20 protein-coding genes and 1 pseudogene are annotated in these 18,029 nt (G+C 63.1%); 9 read left to right on the top strand and 12 right to left on the bottom strand.

The genetic code is table 11. The features are described from left to right. Nucleotides 1-45 precede the first annotated feature (45 nt). Complete coding sequence (locus tag JHX87_RS13520; RefSeq protein ID WP_271884242.1) at nt 46-765, bottom strand: 16S rRNA (uracil(1498)-N(3))-methyltransferase; 720 nt, start codon at nt 763-765, stop codon at nt 46-48. Between the two features lie 13 nt (nt 766-778). Between JHX87_RS13520 and ubiA the strand changes: the two genes are divergently transcribed. The 3 genes from ubiA to JHX87_RS13505 all read left to right on the top strand — a co-directional run bounded on the left by ubiA (nt 779) and on the right by JHX87_RS13505 (nt 4,381). Continuing rightward, complete coding sequence (gene ubiA, locus JHX87_RS13515; protein WP_271884241.1) at nt 779-1,717, top strand: 4-hydroxybenzoate octaprenyltransferase; 939 nt, start codon at nt 779-781, stop codon at nt 1,715-1,717. 62 nt (nt 1,718-1,779) lie between these two features. Further along, nucleotides 1,780-4,041: an OmpA family protein gene (locus JHX87_RS13510; RefSeq protein WP_271884240.1), complete on the top strand. Its 2,262-nt coding sequence runs from the start codon at nt 1,780-1,782 to the stop codon at nt 4,039-4,041. A 10-nt stretch (nt 4,042-4,051) separates the two neighbouring features. Then, nucleotides 4,052-4,381, top strand: coding sequence for a hypothetical protein (locus JHX87_RS13505; protein ID WP_271884239.1), 330 nt, complete (start codon nt 4,052-4,054; stop codon nt 4,379-4,381). Between the two features lie 143 nt (nt 4,382-4,524). On the opposite strand, the gene JHX87_RS13500 is transcribed toward JHX87_RS13505, so the two are convergent. The 5 genes and pseudogenes from JHX87_RS13500 to smpB form a co-directional block, all read right to left on the bottom strand. Further along, on the bottom strand, nt 4,525-4,812 hold the full coding sequence (locus JHX87_RS13500; protein ID WP_272833937.1) for a hypothetical protein: 288 nt from the start codon (nt 4,810-4,812) through the stop codon (nt 4,525-4,527). 204 nt (nt 4,813-5,016) lie between these two features. After that, nucleotides 5,017-5,967, bottom strand: a pseudogene (locus JHX87_RS13495) (sulfatase-like hydrolase/transferase); the annotation flags it as partial. A 452-nt stretch (nt 5,968-6,419) separates the two neighbouring features. Further along, nucleotides 6,420-7,601 carry an amino acid aminotransferase gene (locus JHX87_RS13490; protein WP_271884238.1) on the bottom strand — a complete coding sequence of 394 codons (1,182 nt, stop codon included), beginning with the start codon at nt 7,599-7,601 and terminating at the stop codon, nt 6,420-6,422. 3 nt (nt 7,602-7,604) lie between these two features. After that, nucleotides 7,605-8,459, bottom strand: a complete 855-nt coding sequence (sseA, locus tag JHX87_RS13485) for a 3-mercaptopyruvate sulfurtransferase (protein WP_271884237.1) — start codon at nt 8,457-8,459, stop codon at nt 7,605-7,607. Between the two features lie 142 nt (nt 8,460-8,601). Beyond that, complete coding sequence (gene smpB / locus JHX87_RS13480) at nt 8,602-9,075, bottom strand: SsrA-binding protein SmpB (protein WP_271884236.1); 474 nt, start codon at nt 9,073-9,075, stop codon at nt 8,602-8,604. Between the two features lie 115 nt (nt 9,076-9,190). Between smpB and JHX87_RS13475 the strand changes: the two genes are divergently transcribed. After that, entirely contained in the window at nt 9,191-9,637 is a 447-nt protein-coding gene (locus JHX87_RS13475; protein WP_271884235.1) for an ion channel, read from the top strand. 8 nt (nt 9,638-9,645) lie between these two features. Here JHX87_RS13475 and JHX87_RS13470 read toward each other — a convergent pair whose 3' ends face one another. Beyond that, complete coding sequence (locus tag JHX87_RS13470; protein WP_271884234.1) at nt 9,646-10,107, bottom strand: low molecular weight protein-tyrosine-phosphatase; 462 nt, start codon at nt 10,105-10,107, stop codon at nt 9,646-9,648. 97 nt (nt 10,108-10,204) lie between these two features. On the opposite strand from JHX87_RS13470, the gene JHX87_RS13465 reads away from it, so the two are divergent. From JHX87_RS13465 to JHX87_RS13455, 3 genes are all read left to right on the top strand, one after another. Then, nucleotides 10,205-11,194 (top strand): P1 family peptidase, encoded by a 990-nt coding sequence (locus tag JHX87_RS13465; protein WP_271884233.1) that lies wholly within the window; start codon nt 10,205-10,207, stop codon nt 11,192-11,194. A 196-nt stretch (nt 11,195-11,390) separates the two neighbouring features. Next, a complete protein-coding gene (locus JHX87_RS13460) occupies nt 11,391-12,863 on the top strand; it encodes an NAD-dependent succinate-semialdehyde dehydrogenase (protein WP_271884232.1) in 1,473 nt (490 codons plus the stop codon). A gap of 114 nt (nt 12,864-12,977) precedes the next feature. Next, entirely contained in the window at nt 12,978-13,232 is a 255-nt protein-coding gene (locus JHX87_RS13455) for a GlsB/YeaQ/YmgE family stress response membrane protein (RefSeq protein WP_271884231.1), read from the top strand. Between the two features lie 51 nt (nt 13,233-13,283). Here the strand turns inward: JHX87_RS13455 and JHX87_RS13450 are convergent, their stop codons facing one another. Further along, nucleotides 13,284-13,676 (bottom strand): hypothetical protein, encoded by a 393-nt coding sequence (locus JHX87_RS13450; protein WP_271884230.1) that lies wholly within the window; start codon nt 13,674-13,676, stop codon nt 13,284-13,286. Beyond that, nucleotides 13,676-14,434, bottom strand: a complete 759-nt coding sequence (locus JHX87_RS13445) for a DUF1013 domain-containing protein (RefSeq protein WP_271884229.1) — start codon at nt 14,432-14,434, stop codon at nt 13,676-13,678. The genes JHX87_RS13450 and JHX87_RS13445 overlap by 1 nt, the downstream gene beginning before the upstream one ends. Nucleotides 14,435-14,619: 185 nt before the next feature. Between JHX87_RS13445 and JHX87_RS13440 the strand changes: the two genes are divergently transcribed. Next, nucleotides 14,620-15,255 carry a ribonuclease T2 family protein gene (locus JHX87_RS13440; RefSeq protein ID WP_271884228.1) on the top strand — a complete coding sequence of 212 codons (636 nt, stop codon included), beginning with the start codon at nt 14,620-14,622 and terminating at the stop codon, nt 15,253-15,255. Nucleotides 15,256-15,488: 233 nt separating this feature from the next. Here the strand turns inward: JHX87_RS13440 and JHX87_RS13435 are convergent, their stop codons facing one another. Together JHX87_RS13435 and JHX87_RS13430 are read right to left on the bottom strand one after the other, a co-directional pair. Next, a complete protein-coding gene (locus tag JHX87_RS13435; RefSeq protein WP_271884227.1) occupies nt 15,489-16,478 on the bottom strand; it encodes an NAD(P)H-quinone oxidoreductase in 990 nt (329 codons plus the stop codon). Between the two features lie 9 nt (nt 16,479-16,487). Next, the gene (locus JHX87_RS13430) at nt 16,488-17,147 is read right to left on the bottom strand and encodes a COQ9 family protein (RefSeq protein WP_271884226.1); all 660 of its coding nucleotides are present in this window, start codon (nt 17,145-17,147) and stop codon (nt 16,488-16,490) included. Nucleotides 17,148-17,241: 94 nt separating this feature from the next. On the opposite strand from JHX87_RS13430, the gene rpsU reads away from it, so the two are divergent. Then, nucleotides 17,242-17,448, top strand: a complete 207-nt coding sequence (rpsU, locus tag JHX87_RS13425) for a 30S ribosomal protein S21 (RefSeq protein WP_022705914.1) — start codon at nt 17,242-17,244, stop codon at nt 17,446-17,448. A gap of 95 nt (nt 17,449-17,543) precedes the next feature. Here the strand turns inward: rpsU and JHX87_RS13420 are convergent, their stop codons facing one another. Beyond that, complete coding sequence (locus tag JHX87_RS13420; RefSeq protein WP_271884225.1) at nt 17,544-18,005, bottom strand: Lrp/AsnC family transcriptional regulator; 462 nt, start codon at nt 18,003-18,005, stop codon at nt 17,544-17,546. Between the last annotated feature and the right edge of the window lie 24 nt (nt 18,006-18,029).

Here is an 18,029-nt window from a genome sequence, read left to right as displayed (position 1 = left end):
GTCCTGTGCCGCATCGATTCGCGTTTCCTGCCAGAACGGACCGACTCAGCGCCAATCGCCCAGTGCCGCCTGCCACAAGGCCAGCGCCGCGACCGCCGCAGTGTCCGCGCGCAGGATGCGCGGGCCAAGGCTGATGCGGGTCACATGGGCCAGCGACGAGAGTTGCTGCCGCTCGGGCTCGGAAAAGCCGCCCTCGGGGCCGATCAGGATGGCCCAGGGGCCTGTGGGCAGCCCGGCCAGCGTCTCGGCCGGTCCGGCCAGCGCCTCATCGGCCCAGAGAATGCGGCGCGCGGGATCCCAGTCCTGCAGCACGCGCGACAGGGGCAGCAGATCGGCCACCGGCGGGACATAGGTGCCGCCGCATTGCTCGGCCGCCTCGACGGCATGGGCTTGCAGTCGGTCCTGCCGGATCCGTTCGGAATTGGTGAAATCCGTCTGCACGGGCAGGATGCGCGCGGCCCCCATCTCGGCCGCCTTTTCGACGATGAAATCGGTGCGGGCCTTTTTGATCGGCGCAAAGATCATCCACAGATCGGGCGGATCACGCTGATCGCCGGTCTGACGCAGCAGTTCCAGCGTGCCGCCACGCTTGCCCGCCTCGGTGATCGCGGCCAGCCATTCGCCGTCGCGCCCGTTGAACACGCTCAGATGATCCCCGGCCCGCTGCCGCATGACGCCCGACAGGTAATGCGCCTGCGGCCCGTCCAGCGGAACGGCTTGTCCCGGGACCAGAGGGTGATCTATGAACAATCTGATCTTAGCCATGAGGCCAGACGCTATGCAAAGCCAGACGGAAAGGCCAGATGCCGTCATCGACGCGCCGGCAGGAAATTGGGTGGACCGCCACGCGCCGCCGCAATGGCGCCCCTGGCTGCGGCTGAGCCGCGCGGACCGGCCCATTGGCACATGGCTGCTGCTGCTGCCCTGCTGGTGGGGTGTCGGGCTGGCGATGATGTATGATGCGCCGCGCTGGTTCGATCTGTGGATCGTCATCGCCTGCGCCATCGGTGCTTTCGTGATGCGCGGCGCGGGCTGCACCTGGAACGACATCACCGATCGCGACATCGACGCCCGGGTCGCACGCACGAAGTCGCGGCCCCTGCCCTCGGGTCAGGTGACGCTGCGTGGCGCCTATCTGTGGCTGGCGGCGCAATGCATGGTCGGATTCGTGATCCTGCTGACGCTGGGCAAGGCGGCGATTGGCATGGGGGTGCTGTCGCTGGCGCTGGTGGCGATCTATCCCTTTGCCAAGCGCTTCACCTGGTGGCCGCAGCTGTTTCTGGGCTTTGCCTTCAACTGGGGCGTGATGCTGGCCTATGCCGCGCATATGGGCCGGGTGGATCTGGCCCCGGCGGTGGCCTGGCTGGGCGGCATCGCCTGGACGATCTTTTACGACACGATCTACGCCCATCAGGATATCGAGGATGACGTTCTGATCGGCGTCAAATCCACCGCGCGGCTGTTCGGCGACAAAAGCCCCCGGATGCTGCGGATTTTTGCCCTGCTGGCCGTCGCGCTGCTGGCCATCGCGATTGCCCTGACCGGTCGCAATCTGTTGATAGCCTATATCGGGCTGGCAGGCTTCGCCGCACACCTTGCCTGGCAGCTTAGCATCTTCAAGCCTTATCAAAGCCCTATCGGACTTCGCCTGTTCCGCTCGAACCGCGATGCCGGGCTGATCCTGGCATTTTTCCTGATCCTTGCGGGGTTGGTATGATTGCGCCCCGGTCAGGGGATGGGTAGACGAAAGCAGCTTGAAACCGCGAAAGGCACCGTCACATGGCCTCATCCCGCCGCAGGCTTACCACATCGCTTGCCACCGTCCTGGTGCTGACTGCCGCAGGCGGGCTGTGTTGGTGGGGCGCAAACCGGGCGGCGGAGTTCATCGAGAAACGATCGCTTGAGGATGTGCAGGCGGCGCTGATGCTGGAAAGCAAGGACTGGGTGACCGTCACAACCGATGGTTTACAGGTCCACCTGTCCGGCACCGCCCCGACAGAGGTGGATCGCTTTCGCGCCATGACCGTGGCCTCGACCGTGATCGATTCCAGCCGCGTCGTGGATGAAATGACCGTCGCCGCCGTCGCCGCGCTGGAACCGCCGCCGCTGAAGATCGAGCTTTTGCGCAATGATGACGGGATTTCGGTGATCGGGCTGATCCCCTCGTCCAGCGACCGCGCGGCGCTGATCCGCACCTTGCGCGACGAAACCGCCGCGCCGCAGATCACCGACCTTCTGGAGACATCGGACCAGAAGCCGCCGCAGGGCTGGTCCAAGGCGGTGCAATTCGGCCTGCGCGCCGCGCAACTGGCCCCGCGCGCCAAGATTTCCATCGAGACCGGGCAGGTCAGCATTTCCGCCATCACCGACAGCCGCGAGGAAAAAGGGCGGCTGGAAACCTCGCTGAAACAGGCGGTGCCCGCTGGCGTCGAGTTGCGGACCGAGATTTCGGCACCCCGCCCGGTGATTTCGCCCTTCACGCTGCGCTTCCTGATCGATGAGGACGGCGCGCGTTTCGATGCCTGTTCCGCCGATAGCGAGGATGGCCGCGACCGGATCATCGAGGCCGCGGTGGATGCAGGAATGCATGGCATTCCGGGCTGCACGCTGGGCCTTGGCTCGCCCTCGCCCGACTGGGCCAGGGGCGCCGTGGCGGCGATCAATGCCGTGAAAGAGCTTGGCGGCGGTGTGGTGACGCTGTCGGATGCCGATGTCGCGCTGACCGTGCCCGCCAGCGTGCCGCCCGACACCTATGCCACCGTTGCCGCAAAGCTGGAACAGACGCTGCCCGATGTCTTCTCGCTGCGGACCGAGCAAGAGGAATCGTCCAGCGATCAGGATCAGGGCCCGGTGGAATTCGTCGCCGTGCTGGAGGAAACGCAGCGCCTGTCCATGCGCGGCCCGATCACCAATGCCCGGATGCACGAGGCCGTGGATAGCCTTGCCAAATCGCGCTTCCTGCAGGTGGACAGCGATCTGCGCGATGACGATGCCGTGCCCTCGGGCTGGACGGTGCGGGTTCTGGCCGCGCTGGAGGCGCTGGACACGCTGGATCATGGCAGCGTCCAGGTCTCGGCCGATCTGATCAAGCTGTCGGGCACATCGGGCAATCCCGAAGCGACCGAGGCCGCCGCCGCACGGCTGGCCGACCGCCTGGGCCCCGGCGTGCCCTTCGATCTGTCGGTGCGCTATGACCGGCTGCTGGATCCGGCGCTGAACCTGCCCGATGGCAATGAATGCGTGCGGCAGTTGAACATCATCATGTCCGAGGCCGAAATCGGTTTCGAACCGAACAAATCCTCGATCGCGGGCGATCCCGCGCCGACGCTGGAGCGGCTGGCCGATGTCATGGGCGAATGCCGCGATTACCAGGTCGAGGCGGGCGGGCATACGGATTCGCAGGGCTCGGAAGGGTTCAATGCCGACCTGTCGCGCGGCCGCGCGCAGGCGCTGGTCCGCGCCATGCAAGAGGCCGGGATCAACACCGCCAACATGACGTCGCGCGGGTACGGCGAAAGCCAGCCCATTGCCAGCAATGAGACCGAGGCGGGGCGCGAGGAAAACCGCCGCATCGAATTCCGGCTGCTGTCGGAACGCCCGGTGCGGACCGAAACCCTGCCGCCGCCCATCACGCTGCAGGGCCAAACCAGCGCCCCCGCAGGCGATGACGCCGATCACAGCGATGACGACGAGTTCGACGCCCCCACCGGCGATCCCGTGGACGTCACGCTTGGCCCCGCTTTTCTGGGCGAGGATACGGATGGCCCGGTCAACCTGACCGATGCCGCGACCATGATCCGGTCGCTGGTGCTGCCGCCTTCGGATCCCGCGCACCGGGTCGAGACTGAATTCTTCGGCCCCTCGCGCCCGACTGCTGGCGCGACGCCTTTCGCTCCGGCGATGGTCGGGGCCAGCGAGGAATTCCAGTCACCGGAAGCCCGCGAAGAGAATATGGTCGTCCCGGTTCTGACGCCCGATGCCGACACGCCACGCCCCTCACCCCGCCCCGGTGAGATCGCCACAGAAGCCGCAACCGAGTGAAGCCCGACATATGAACCGCACCGAATTCATCACCGTCACCGCGATCATCCTCTTTGCCGCCTTCCTGCTGGGCTGGCTGGCAAGCTGGCTTGTCCACCGCCTGTTCCGCTCGACCCGGTCGGACATGTCGGAACTGGACCATATGGCGCAGCAGTTGCACGACGCCGAAGAGGCCCGCGACGAAGCCATCGACCGGCTGGAAGAGCGCGAGGGAGAGCTGCGCAGCAAGCTGCGCGGGGCGGAATCGGAACTGGAGGCGGCCATGGACGGGCTGCGCGAAAGCCGCGCCGAGGTCGAGGAATTGCGCGGCTATATCGAACGCAAGCTGGCGCGGCGGTAGGCGCGGACCACGCAGGCGGGGGCCAATGGCCCTGCGGAAAGGGAAAGGGCGGCGCCATATGGCACCGCCCTTTTTTGCAGTCGATCCCGGCAAGGACCGGGGGTCTGTCAGCGCGCCCCAGGGGAACGCGCCATCAAGTGACCCTATTGCATGCCCTTCTCAAGGAATTCGCCAACCACATTCGACATGTCGAACGAGGTGCCGCCCTGAACCGGCGGGTATTCAGCCAGCGTGGCAAGGTGCTGGTTCATCAGAACGCCCATCGGCTGGATCAGCCACGAAACCTTCTGCATCAGATGTCCATAGGCATCCGAACTGGAATAGCTTTCGAACGGATCCATACGGATGTTGAAGACCAGCGGCACGGTGCGCGGAACCACATTGGCGTAGTAATCTTCCTTGGTCGAGAAGTGGAACTTCCACGGACCCATCCGCACGGCGGTCAGCTTGCTTTCATAGTAATAGAAGATGCTGTCGCGGTTCGAACCGTCCTGCTCACCCTTCCAGTAGGGCAGGTTGTTCACGCCGTCGATATATTGCTTTTTCTCTTCCATGACTTCGGCGCTGATATCGTCGATCCCCGCCGCAGCCGCCAATGAGGTGAACATGTCCTGATGGCCCTGAATGCCGTTCAGCACCCTGCCCTCTTCGATCACCCCCGGCCAGCGCAGCATCGAGATCACGCGGACGCCGCCCTCATAGGTGGTCATCTTCTCGCCGCGGAACGGCGTGGTGGCACCATGCGGCCATGACGTATGCTCGGGGCCGTTATCGGTGGAATACCAGACGATGGTATTGTCAGAGAGGCCGCGTTCGTCCAGCCAGTCCAGCACCAGCCCGATATCGTGGTCATGCTGCAACATCCCCGAGCCGTGATAATCGGCCTCTGAGGTATATTCCTCGGCGGCATAGCGCCATTCGTCGTTCAGCCGCGTGTAAAGATGCATCCGGCTGGTGTTGAGCCAGACAAAGAAAGGCTCTCCGGCATCCTGCGCTGCGGCCATGAATTCCTTGGCCAGCGGAATGACCTCACCTTCGTCGAAATTCTTCATCCGCTCTTGCGTCAGCGGGCCGGTATCCTCGATCGTCTGCTTGCCCACGCGGCCAAAGCGCGGCTGCTCGGTCTCGTCGTCGGTCTCGGACGCGAAGGAGTGGATCACCCCGCGCGTACCGAACTGTGCCTCATATTCCTCAAGCGAGCCCGAGAATTTTTCGCCGAAGCGCTGATAGTCGCGCTGTTCGGCCTCTTCCTGCGTATTGAGGTGATAGAGGTTGCCGAAGAATTCGTCGAACCCGTGGACCGTTGGCAAATGCTCGTTGCGGTCGCCAAGGTGGTTCTTGCCGAAATGCCCGGTGCGATAACCGACCTCTTTCAGCTCTTCCGCCAGCGACGGCGATCCGGCCTGCAGGCCAAGGGGCGAGCCCGGCTAGCCGACCGTCGTCATGCCCGAACGGATCGGATACTGGCCGGTGATAAAGGCCGCGCGACCCGCCGTGCAGCTGGGCTGCGCATAATGGTCGGTAAAGCGGATCCCTTCTTCCGCGATCCGGTCGATATTGGGCGTGGTATAGCCCATGGTTCCCATTCCGTAGGCCGAAACGTTCTGCCAGCCAATGTCATCACCCCAGATGACAAGGATATTCGGCCTGTCGGTGGTGCTGGTCTGCTCGGACTGGTCCTGAGCGACTGATGTTCCTGCAAGCCCGATCGCGGGCAAGAGGCACATGAGGAAGCGCCATTTTCTCATGCCATTTCTCCCAAATGTCGATCACGATGAAGTAAAGTGATCATATGAATGTGATACACTTTTTACGAGCAATCTGCATCAAAACAACCCGATAATGGGTTTGCGTGACGTCCTGTCGCGCGCCTCCGGGGCATGTCCGGCGGCAGGTTTGACCTGAAGGCAGCCATAAGGGGATCAAGTAAACATACAAAACAGTTTGTTTTCATTGGTCGAAGCCACGCCCTGTTGCCCACGCATGAAAAAGGGCGGTGCCCTTCGGCACCGCCCCGATTGTCGGTATCTTTTTTGGATCAGATGCCCGCTTCGACGATCGCACGGGCCAGAACCGGCACCGTATCCCGGTTCAGACCGGCAATGTTCAGGCGTGAGTCGCCGACCATATAGATCCCGCTCTCTTGTTTCAGGGTCTGCACCTGTTCGGGCGTGGCGCCCAGACGCGAGAACATGCCGCGATGGCGGGCGATGAAATCGAACCGGTCGCTGTCCGACAGGCTGCGCAGTTCGGATGCAAGCTGATCGCGCAATCCCAGCAGGGTGTTGCGGATCTCTTCAAGCTCGGCCATCCAATCGCCGCGCAGACCGTCATCGGTCAGGATCGTGCTGACGACCCGTGCGCCGTGATCGGGCGGGAATGAGAAATTCTGCCGGTTCAGAAAGGCCATCGCCCCCTGCGTCAGATCGCGCGCCTCGGCATTTTCGGTCAGGGCGATCAGCAGGCCGGTGCGTTCGCGATAGATCCCGAAATTCTTGCTGCAAGAGGCGGCGATCAAAACCTCTGGCAGGCGCGAGGCGACCAGCCGGGTTCCTTGCGCATCCGCGTCCAGACCGTCGCCAAAGCCCTGATAGGCCAGGTCGATCAGCGGGATGGCCCCGGATTTTTCAAGGATCGCGACCACCTCTTGCCACTGGTCCAGCGTCAGGTTGGCGCCGGTCGGGTTGTGACAGCAGCCATGCAACAGAACGACGTCGCCCTTGCCCGCCTTGGCGATATCGGCCTTCATCGCCTCGAAATCCACGCCCCGCGTCTCATTGTCGAAATAGCGGTATTCGACAAAGGGCAGACCCATGAATTTCATGATCGACAGGTGGTTCGGCCAGGTCGGGTCCGAGACATAGACCGTCACATCCGGGTTCGCCATGCGCGCCAGTTCCAGCGCCTGACGGATCGCGCCCGTGCCACCGACCGTCGCGACCGAGGCTGTCCGGTCGGCGGGCACATCGCCCAGAACCATCGCCGCCAGCGCGTTGCGGTAATCCGCCTCGCCGGCCAGAACCGTATAGGCCTTACTGGTCTGGCTTTCCCAGATCCGCTTTTCGGCCTCTTTCACCGCGCGCATGACCGGCGTCACGCCATTCGGATCCTTGTAGACCCCGACCCCCAGGTCGATCTTTCCCTGACGGGTATCGCCCTTGAATTCCTCGATCAGCATCAGGATCTTGTCGGGGGCTTGCGGCTTCAGATTGGACAGCATGTTTCAGGCGTCTCCGGTTGCGATTGGCAGATCGGAAAAGCTGCCCCATTCGGTCCAGCTTCCGTCATACAGGGAATGGTCTTGATGGCCGATCCGCTCAAGCGCCAGCGACAGGATCGCGGCGGTCACGCCGCTGCCGCAGGTGGTGATGGCGGGCCGGGACAGGTCGATGCCTGCGGCTTCGAATTCGGCGCGGATGGCATCGGGATCCTTCATCGTGCCATCGCCATTATACAGGCGGCCAAAGGGCAGGTTCTGCGCGCCCGGAATGTGACCGGCGCGCAGGCCCGGACGCGGCTCATCGACCTCGCCGCGAAAACGCTCGGGCGCGCGGGCGTCGATGATGCTGTAATCGCCCAGTTTCGACGCCGCCGCCACCTGCGTCACGTCGCGGACCAGCCCGGCCTGACGCTGCACGGTGATATGGCGGTCGCGCATGACGGGGGGCAGATCCTCGACCGGGCGCCCTTCGGCCTGCCATTTGGCGAAACCGCCATCCAGAACGGCCACGTCCTTCTTGCCCATCAGGCGAAAGGTCCACCAGACGCGGGCCGCGCTGCGCACGTCGGAATTGTCATAGATGACGATCTGATGGCCATCGCCGATCCCCATGGCCCGCATGCGGCTGATGAACAGCTCGACCGGGGGGGCCATATGCGGCAGGGCGCTGCGCTTGTCCGAAATCGCCTCGACATCAAAGAAGCGGGCATTGGGGACATGCGCGGCCTCGTATTCGGCCCGCGCATCCCGCCCCGAGGCAGGCATATGCCAGCTTGCGTCCACAATCCGCAGGTCAGGATCGTTCAGATGCGCGGCAAGCCAGTCGGTCGAGACCAGCGTTTTCGGATCGTCCTGCATGGGAATCCCCTCTGTTAACACCGCGATTTGCTTGCAGAGGATTTAACCGGGCCTTGGCCGCGCTGCAATGGCGCCTTGCGCAGAAGCCTGTCTTTCCGTGGATTTTAGGCATCTTGGCGCGCCTGAAGCCGCGCCGCCATGCCTATCCCTGCTTCAAAAGCCGCTGTTTTTGCCGGTTCCAGTCGCGCTTGGCGCTGGTTTCGCGCTTGTCGGCCACCTTCTTGCCCTTGGCGACGCCGATCTTCAGCTTCACCAGCCCGCGATGGTTGAAATACATCACCAGCGGAACCAGCGTCATTCCTTCGCGCCCGATGGCCTGCCACAGGCGCGACAGCTCTCGCTTGCTGACCAGCAGCTTGCGCTTGCGGCGTTCCTCATGGCCGAAGACCCCGGCATTGGTCAGCGCGGCGATATGACCGTTGACCAGCCACAGCTCTCCGTCCTCGACCGAGGCATAGCTTTCGGCAATATTCGACTGTCCGGTGCGAAGCGATTTCACCTCGGACCCGGTCAGCACGATGCCGACCTCAAGATCGCTTTCGATGAAATAATCGAAACGCGCCCGCCGGTTTTCGGCGATTACCTTGTAATTCTTGTTTTCATCAGCCTTTGCCATGCAGGATCAGATAGGGTGGCACATCCGCAAAGTAAAGCGGGCGGCGGCGGCAAGGCCCCCTATATCCACGGCCTGCACCCCGCTAACCTGCCGCAAAATGGAAAGGCGCAACCCGATGCTGTTTCAGATCGCCCTTGGCAGCGTGATGATGCTGATTACCGTATTCCTGTCAGGCCTTGCGGTTCTGAGCTTCGCGGCCGTCTTTGCCCGGCTCTCGGACTGGCTGGTCAGACCGCCGCATCGGCCCAAGCTGATCCTGATCATCGTCGCGGTCAGCCTGTGGGCGCTGGCGGTCACGACGGTCGATGTCTGGGTCTGGGCGTTGATGCTGCGCTATCTTGGCGCGCTGACGACGCTGGAAGAATCGGTCTATTTCGCCTTGGTCAGCTATACCACGCTGGGCTATGGCGACGTGCTGCTGGCGCGGGAATGGCGCATTCTGGGTGGCATGATGGCCGCGAATGGCATGCTGAATATCGGCCTGATGACCGCCTTCATGGTCGAGGCGCTGCGCTATATCCGCGTCAAGCAACTGGAGCATATGGAGGCAGAGGACGACTGACGCCCGCGTCAGCCCGGCGGCAGATGGTCCAGCACCGCGCTGGCCGCTTGCCGGGCATCCTGCCAGGCACGTGCAAAGCCGTCGGGGCCGCCATAATAGGGATCGGGAATGCCCTGCCCTTCGCGCCCCGGCACATGATCCAGAAGCAAGGACAGCCGGGCCCGCCCGTCTTTCGGCTGCATCCGCCGCAGATGCGCCAGATTGTCCCGATCCGCAGCAAGGATCAGGTCGAAACGGTCAAAATCCGCCGGACTGACCTGCCGTGCGCGCTGGTCCGAGATATCGACGCCGTGCCGCAACGGCTCGGCCTGCGCGCGGCTGTCGGGCGGATCCCCGATATGCCAAGCGCCGGTCCCGGCCGAGTCGATGGTGACATCCAGCCCGCGGGCCGATGCCTCTGCACGCAGCGCAGCCTCGGCCAGCGGAGAGCGGCAGATATTGCCCATGCAGACGACAAGAATGGCGGTCATCGGGCGTCCTGGGCCAAAGAAACGGGGTTGATCGCAATGCGCATGGGCCGCAGGCTAGCGTGGTTTCCGCCCCGCTGGCAATGCAACGGATAAGCCCATGAGACCCGGACCCCGCAACCTGATCACTGATGTCACCGGCTTTCAGGTCGGCAATGCGCATGACCCGGACCTGCGATCTGGCGTCACCGTGCTGACCGCGGATCAGCCCTTTGCCGCCGCCGTTCACGTGATGGGCGGCGCACCCGGCACGCGCGAAACCGACCTGCTGGCGCCGGACAAGCTGGTGGCGCAGGTGAACGCGCTTTGCCTTTCGGGTGGGTCCGCCTTTGGTCTGGCGGCCTGCGACGGGGTGATGGCCGGGCTTCTGGCCGATGGCCGTGGTTTTGCCATCGGTGAGGCCCGCGTGCCTGTGGTGCCCGGCGCGATCGTGTTCGATCTGCTGAACGGCGGACGCAAAGACTGGGCCGCAAACCCCTATCCCGCCCTTGGCCGCGCCGCCTATCACGCGGCCTCGGCAGATTTCGCCATCGGCAGCGCGGGCGCGGGCTTCGGCGCGATGACCGGCTGGCTGAAAGGGGGGCTCGGCTCGGCCTCGGCGGTACTGGAAAGCGGGATCACCGTTGGCGCGCTGGTCGTGGTGAATGCGCTTGGCAGCCCGACGGTCGGCGACAGCCGCCATTTCTGGGCGGCGCCGTGGGAGCTTGGGGGTGAGTTCGGCGGCCTCGGCCTGCCCGAAAGTTTTCCCGCCGCGCAGGAACCCCCGCCGACCAAGCGTCAGGGCGAGGCGACGACCATCGCGATCGTCGCCACGGATGCCGCCCTGGACAAGGCGGCGTTGCAGCGGCTGGCCACCGTCGCCCATGACGGCCTGGCCCGGTCGCTGGTGCCAAGCCACACCCTGCTGGATGGCGATCTGGTCTTTGCCGCCGCTTCCGGGGCGCGCGCGCTGGCCGATCCGCTGGCCGATAACTTCGCCCTTGGCCATGCCGCCGCCTGCACGCTGGCCCGCGCTGTTGCCCGCGCGGTCCATGCCGCGACACCGCATCCGGGCGATCTCCAACCCTGCTGGCGGGATCTGACGACGTAAAAAAAGGGCGGCACGAAAACGCACCGCCCACAGAGAAATCGCCAAGAGGGAAAAGCTTAGCGATAGGGGATAACGACTCTGCGCCCCGGAAGGTTCATTAAAGAGTGCACAAACGGCGCGGATCGGCATTGGCGGGGCTTTGACAAGCACCCTGCGGCGTGTTCATCTCTCGCTCAAACGCATCCGAGAGGCAGATATGACCAAGCATTCCACCGATCTGAAAACCCTTCTGCGCGACCCCTCGCTGCTGGAGACCCGCGCCTTTCTGGCGGGGGAATGGGCCGATGCCAAGGATGGCGCGACCTTTGACGTCATCAACCCGGCCCGCGGCGATGTGATCGCCAAGGTCGCCGATCTCAGCCGCGCCGAAGTGGCGACCGCTATCGAGGCCGCCGCCGAGGCGATGAAGGGCTGGGCCGCGCGCACGGCCAAGGAACGCGCGCAGGTGATGCGCAAATGGTTCGATCTGATGATGGAAAATCAGGACGATCTGGCGCGCATCCTGACCGCTGAAATGGGCAAACCCTTTGCCGAGGCGAAGGGCGAGATCGCCTATGGCGCCAGCTTCATCGAGTGGTTCGGAGAAGAGGCGAAGCGCGTCTATGGCGAAACCATCCCCGCCCACATGACCGACAAGCGTCTGAGCGTGATCCGCCAGCCCATCGGCGTGGTGGGCAGCATCACGCCGTGGAATTTCCCGAACGCGATGATCGCCCGCAAGGCCGCGCCCGCATTGGCTGTGGGCTGCGGCTTCGTCGCCCGTCCGGCCGCCGAAACCCCGCTTTCCGCGCTGGCCATGGCGGTTCTGGGCGAACGCGCGGGCCTGCCCAAGGGGATCCTGTCGGTCGTCACCTCGTCCCGCAGCAGCGAGGTCGGCAAGGAATTCTGCGAAAACCCGCTGGTCCGCAAGCTGACCTTTACCGGCAGCACCGAGGTTGGCCGCATCCTGCTGCGTCAGGCGGCCGATCAGGTGCTGAAATGCTCGATGGAGCTGGGCGGCAACGCGCCCTTCATCGTTTTCGACGATGCCGATCTGGATGCGGCGGTGGAAGGGGCCATGGCCTCGAAATTCCGCAATAACGGCCAGACCTGCGTCTGCGCGAACCGGATTTATGTGCAATCCGGCGTCTATGACGAATTTGCCCGCAAGCTGGGTCAGGCTGTGGACAAGCTGACCGTCGGCGACGGGCTGGAAGAGGGCGTGACCACCGGCCCGCTGATCAATGAAAGCGCGGTCGAGAAGGTCGAAGAGCATATCAAGGATGTGCTGGATGGCGGCGGCGCGGTCGTCACCGGCGGCAAGCGCAAGGACGGCCTGTTCTTTGAACCCACCGTCGTGACCGGCGTGACCGACGAGATGAAGGTCTCGACCGAGGAAACCTTCGGCCCGCTGGCCCCGCTGTTCCGCTTTGACACCGAGGAAGAGGTCATCGCCAAGGCGAATGACACGATTTTCGGACTGGCATCCTATTTCTACGCCCGCGACATCGGCCGCATCACCCGGGTTCAGGAGGCGCTGGAATATGGCATCGTCGGCGTGAATACCGGCATCATCTCGACCGAGGTGGCGCCCTTTGGCGGCATCAAGCAATCGGGTCTGGGCCGCGAAGGCAGCCATCACGGCATGGATGACTTTCTGGAAATGAAATATATCTGCCTATCGATCTGATCTTTATCAGGCCAAAAAATCGCGCGGTGCGGGAACATATTCTCCGCGCTGCGCATTTATCCCCCAAGGCAACACAACCACGAAACCGTGAAGGGTTTCAAAGAGGGGATTTACATGGAAGGTTTTGGCTGGATTCTTTCGATCATTCTGGGCGGTATCGCCGGCTGGATCGCGGAAAAGATCATGAAAAGCGATCATGGCCTGCTGATGAATATCATTCTGGGTATCATCGGCGCTTTGGTCGGTAACTGGCTTGCATCGGCCATCTTCGGCACGACCATGGGCGGGGCCATCGGACAGGTCATTATCGCCGTGATTGGCGCCTGTATCCTGATCTGGCTGGGCCGCCTGATCCGCAGCAAAAGCTGACAGACGATCACTGAAGAAACACCCGCCACGCGAACAGCATGGCGGGTGTTTTTATATACGCGCTTCGCGCGATGGCCGCGTCGGATAGAAACCGTTCATTGCCGGAGCCACCGCCACAGCCGACAGAACGCCCATCAGAACAAGCATCATCAAGGCGGCAAACATGATCGTTGCAGGTCTTGGCAATGCCGTCATGACCGGCAGCGGCAGATCGGCCAGACAGGCGCGGGCCTCTTCTTCCCGCGCTGCCACGACCATCAGCCGTACCCCGCCCAGGGCAAGACCCGCCGCGGGTCGCATGCTGTGAATCTCTGCGCCCTCAAGCCAGACCGGAAGCCCCGCCGAACGCAGCGCATTCAGCATCAAATGCGCCTCATGCCACAGATAGACATGCGCAATGCAGACCGGCCCGCGACGCGAACCCTTTACGGGCCGGTCACGCATCAGCGGTTATCGTCGTCCTCATCATCGTCATCGGATTCGGGCAGGTTGAAGAAACTGTCAGCATCCAGATCGGGCTCGGGACGTTTCTCTTCGGACTGGTCATCGTCGGACAGGCTGAAATTCTCAAGCCCGGCGATCGAGCTGGGCAGACGCGGCTCATCGCCCATCGACAGCGAGGTCTCGGTGCTGACCAGTTTGCGACGCTCATCATCGGTCATCACATCGCCATCCGCGCCGCGCTTCTTGGCGGCTTTCTGCACGGCGGCATCCAGTTCGGTCTGCTTGGCCAGGCCAAGCGCCACCGGATCGATGGGCTGGATGTTCTGGATATTCCAGTGTGTGCGTTCGCGGATCGCCTGAATCGTCGGCTTGGTGGTGCCGACCAGCTTGGCAATCTGCGCATCGGCCAGTTCGGGATGGAACTTGACCAGCCACAGGATCGCCGCCGGCCGGTCCTGCCGCTTGGACAGGGGCGTATAGCGCGGGCCGCGACGCTTCTCCTCGCCTTCGGAAGCCGGGTTGTATTTCAGCTTCAGCTTATAGGTCGGGCTGGCTTCGCCCTTCTTGATCTCTTCGGGATCAAGCTGATGCGAGGCAATCGGGTCATAACCCTTCACGCCGACGGCCACATCACCATCAGCAATACCCTGGATCTCAAGCTCATGCATGCCGGTAAAGTCACCGATCTGCTTGAAGCTGAGCGTGGTGTTATCCACCAGCCAGACGGCGGTGGCCTTGGCCATCAACGGCTTGCTCATCTAAATCTCCTTCGCGTCTCTGCCTTGAACATGTCTGGCCAGGCCGGGGAAAACGGCTTTCGGCAGCTGCCATTCCACGTTTTCGGGGGGAATTCCGGGCTGATATAACGCCATTCACGCCCGGGGAAAAGAGGATTCGCGCAGTTCGGGGTGGACGTTATTCCCACCCGGACTAATCTGGCGCGATGAAATATCTGCTGATCAGCCTGATCCTGACCCTGATGCCGGGCATGTCGACCGCCGAAGACCGGGCCGGAGAGTTCGATTACTACGTCCTTTCGCTGAGCTGGTCGCCAAGCTGGTGCCGCGCAACAGGGGATGACCGAAATGCCGATCAATGTCGGCGCGGAGGAGATATTGATTTCGTCGTGCATGGCCTGTGGCCGCAATACGAACGCGGCTGGCCGCAGGATTGCCGCACCGTGGAACGCGACCCTTCGCGACGGGAAAGTCAGGCAATGGCGGACATCATGGGCTCAGGTGGACTGGCTTGGTATCAGTGGAAAAAGCACGGGCGCTGCACGGGACTATCGGCACAGCGCTACTACTCACTGACGCGCGAGGCGGCGCAGATCGTCGAGATCCCCGAGGCTTTCGACGATCTGGATCGCGATATCACCCTGCCCCCCAAGGTCGTTGAAGACGCATTCATCGAGACCAATCCAGATCTGACCCGCGACGGCATCACCGTGACCTGTCAGGGAACCGCCCTGCAAGAGGTCCGTATCTGCCTGACGCGCGACCTGCAGCCGCGCGATTGCGCCCCAGATGTTAGGCGCGATTGCAGCAGAGATCGCGTGCTGATGGAGCAGGTGCGATAAAGCGGGGGCGCTTCGCCCCCCGCACCCCCAGAGGATATTTAGGCACAAAAGATGCCACCCTTTGCATTTTCTTAACTTCTCCACGGCAGATTGGAATCACGGTACAGGCGGGGACGCCGCTGACCGTCACAGAAGATGCCACATCTCTTCCGGACGAGCGCCGGAAGAGATGTGTGCAATTCATCTTTTGTGCCCAAATATCCCCGCCGGAGGCTCCTGAACGCGCCGCATGCCTAATCGTCGGCAACTCTGAGCACGATCTTTCCGATATGCGTGCTGCTCTCCATACGCCGATGTGCTTCTGCAGCGCCCTTAAGATCGAATTCGCTGTCGAGCGTGACTTTGATGGTGCCGCAAGACAGCATCGGCCACATCTGCTTGCGCAATTCTTCGGCGATTTCGGCCTTGGCGGCGTCGGATTGCGGACGCAGGGTGGATCCGGTGACGGTCAGGCGCTTGACCATGATTTGCGCAAAGTTAAGCTCGACCTTGGGCCCCTCAAGAAAGGCGATCATCACCAGCCGACCGTCCAGATCCAGCGCCTTGATGTTACGCGGGATATAGCTTCCCCCGACCATGTCCAGAATCAGATCGGCACCGCCCGCCGCGCCGAGGATCTTGACGAAATCCTCGGTCTTGTAATTGATCGCAGTGGCGCCAAGCTGGCGGATCGCCTCGCATTTTTCGTCGCTGCCCGCGGTGGCAAAGACCCTTGCACCGAAAGCCCTGGCAAGCTGGATCGCCATCATCCCGATGCCAGAGGTGCCGCCATGCACCAGGAAGCGCTGTCCGCCGCTGAGCTTGCCGCGATTGATCACGTTCGACCAGACGGTATAGGCCGTCTCGGGCAGGCAGGCGGCCTCTTTCAGCGACATGCCATAGGGGATGCGCAGCGCGTGGTCGGCATGGCAGACGACATATTCGGCATAGCCGCCGCCCGGCAACAGGGCGCAGACCTGTTCGCCCTTTTTCCAGCGCGTCACGCCCTTGCCCATGCCGACGATCTCACCCGAGGCCTCCAGCCCCGGCAGGTCAGAGGCGCCGGGCGGCGGGGCATAGCTGCCCAGCCTCTGCAGCACATCAGGGCGGTTCACACCGGCATAGGCGACCTTGATCAGGATCTCGTCATGCTTGGGCACCGGCACCGGGCGGCTGGTCAGTTTCAGGACATCGGCATCGCCCGGCTCGGAAATTTCGACGGCGTTCATGGAATCGGGGATCATGATGGCTCCTTAAGAGTTGCTGCTTTTGCCGGGCAGGCCGCGATCGCGCGGCGCGCGGATCCAGCCGAAGGCGGCCCCGGTCAATGTTTCCGCGCCGGGCAGTTTTCGCAACTGCGCCTTGACCTTTTCGAATTGCATCACGCCGTCGATGCGGCGGTCGATGAAGGCGCGCGTATCCTGCCGATCCACTGAGTCGTCGCCCAGCCAGAACAGAACCGTCGCGCTGATCACCGCCGAAAGCGTCGCGCGCTTGGAATACCAGTTCACGTCATCCGAGCGGTCGCCCAACCCGTTCCAGATCACATCCGCCGTTTCCCAGACCAGACGCCCCGCAAGCGCCGCGTTTTGCGGAAGGGCCAGCGTTGCCGCACCCGCGCGCACCAGATCGGGCTGGACCAGTTCCAGACGTCGCCAGACGGCCTGTGCCACGCGATCACGAAACCGGCCCTCGGGCGGGTTTTCGGCAAGGCTGGCCCGCAATTGCTGATCCGCGCGCCGGTGATAGGCCGCGGCAAGCGACGCACCGCCCTGCGGGAAATGCACCCGCACCAGATCAGATGGCATACCGATATCCTGCGCCCCTGCACGCAGGGCGGCGTCATTCATCCCCTCGAAGGGGACATGTATCAGCGCCGCTTCCAGCAGCCGGTCTCTTTCGGTTTCTGTCATATCGGACCTCATCTGGACAAACGCGCCCCCGTTTGCTATTGGGGCGCTTCCTGCAATCTTTGCAACTCTAACTTAGGAAGGTGGTGACAACCACATGCAGGTCAACGTTCGCGATAACAACGTCGAACAGGCGCTTCGTGCTCTGAAGAAAAAGCTTCAGCGCGAAGGTGTCTTCCGCGAGATGAAGCTTCGGCAGCATTTCGAGAAGCCGTCGGTCAAGAAAGCCCGTGAAAAGGCAGAGGCCGTCCGTCGTGCCCGCAAGCTGGCCCGTAAAAAGGCACAGCGCGAAGGCGCGCTTTAAGCACCTCGCGTCGGATCGACGCCGCGAAACGCAGTTTTGAGACGGCCCTTGCCTTTGGCGGGGGCCGTTTTTCCTTGCCCTCCCCGGCACATGCGTCAGACCGGGATGGCCGTGGTTCGCAGGACCGTGCGCAGGGCAAAGGAGGAATGCATCTGCGCCACGCCGGGCAGCCGCGCCAGATGCTGGCGATGGATGCGGGCGAAATCATCCGTATCCTCGACGACGATTTTCAGCAGGTAATCCGCCGTCCCCGCCATCAGGTGACATTCCAGCACATCGGGAATGGCCCGGACCCCGCGCTCGAACGCGTCCAGCACCTCATCGGCCTGACCGGACAGCGTGATCTCGACAAAGACGGTGGTTTGGCGATGCAGCTTGCGCGCGTCCAGCAGCGCGACATAGCCGGTGATGACCCCGGCATCCTCCAGCCGCTGCACCCGGCGATGGCAGGCCGAGGGTGACAGATGCACCCGGTCGGCCAGTTCGGCATTGCTGATTCGCCCCTCTTTTTGCAAAAGCGCAAGGATACGGCGGTCTATTGCGTCAAGATCGGACATAAGCGCATATTCTGCGATGAAATT

This window comes from Paracoccus fistulariae (genome assembly GCF_028553785.1).
In the GTDB taxonomy this organism is placed as follows: Bacteria; Pseudomonadota; Alphaproteobacteria; order Rhodobacterales; family Rhodobacteraceae; genus Paracoccus; species Paracoccus fistulariae.
The sequence above is the reverse complement of the archived record's forward strand: the minus strand, read 5'-3'. Positions and strand labels throughout refer to the sequence as shown.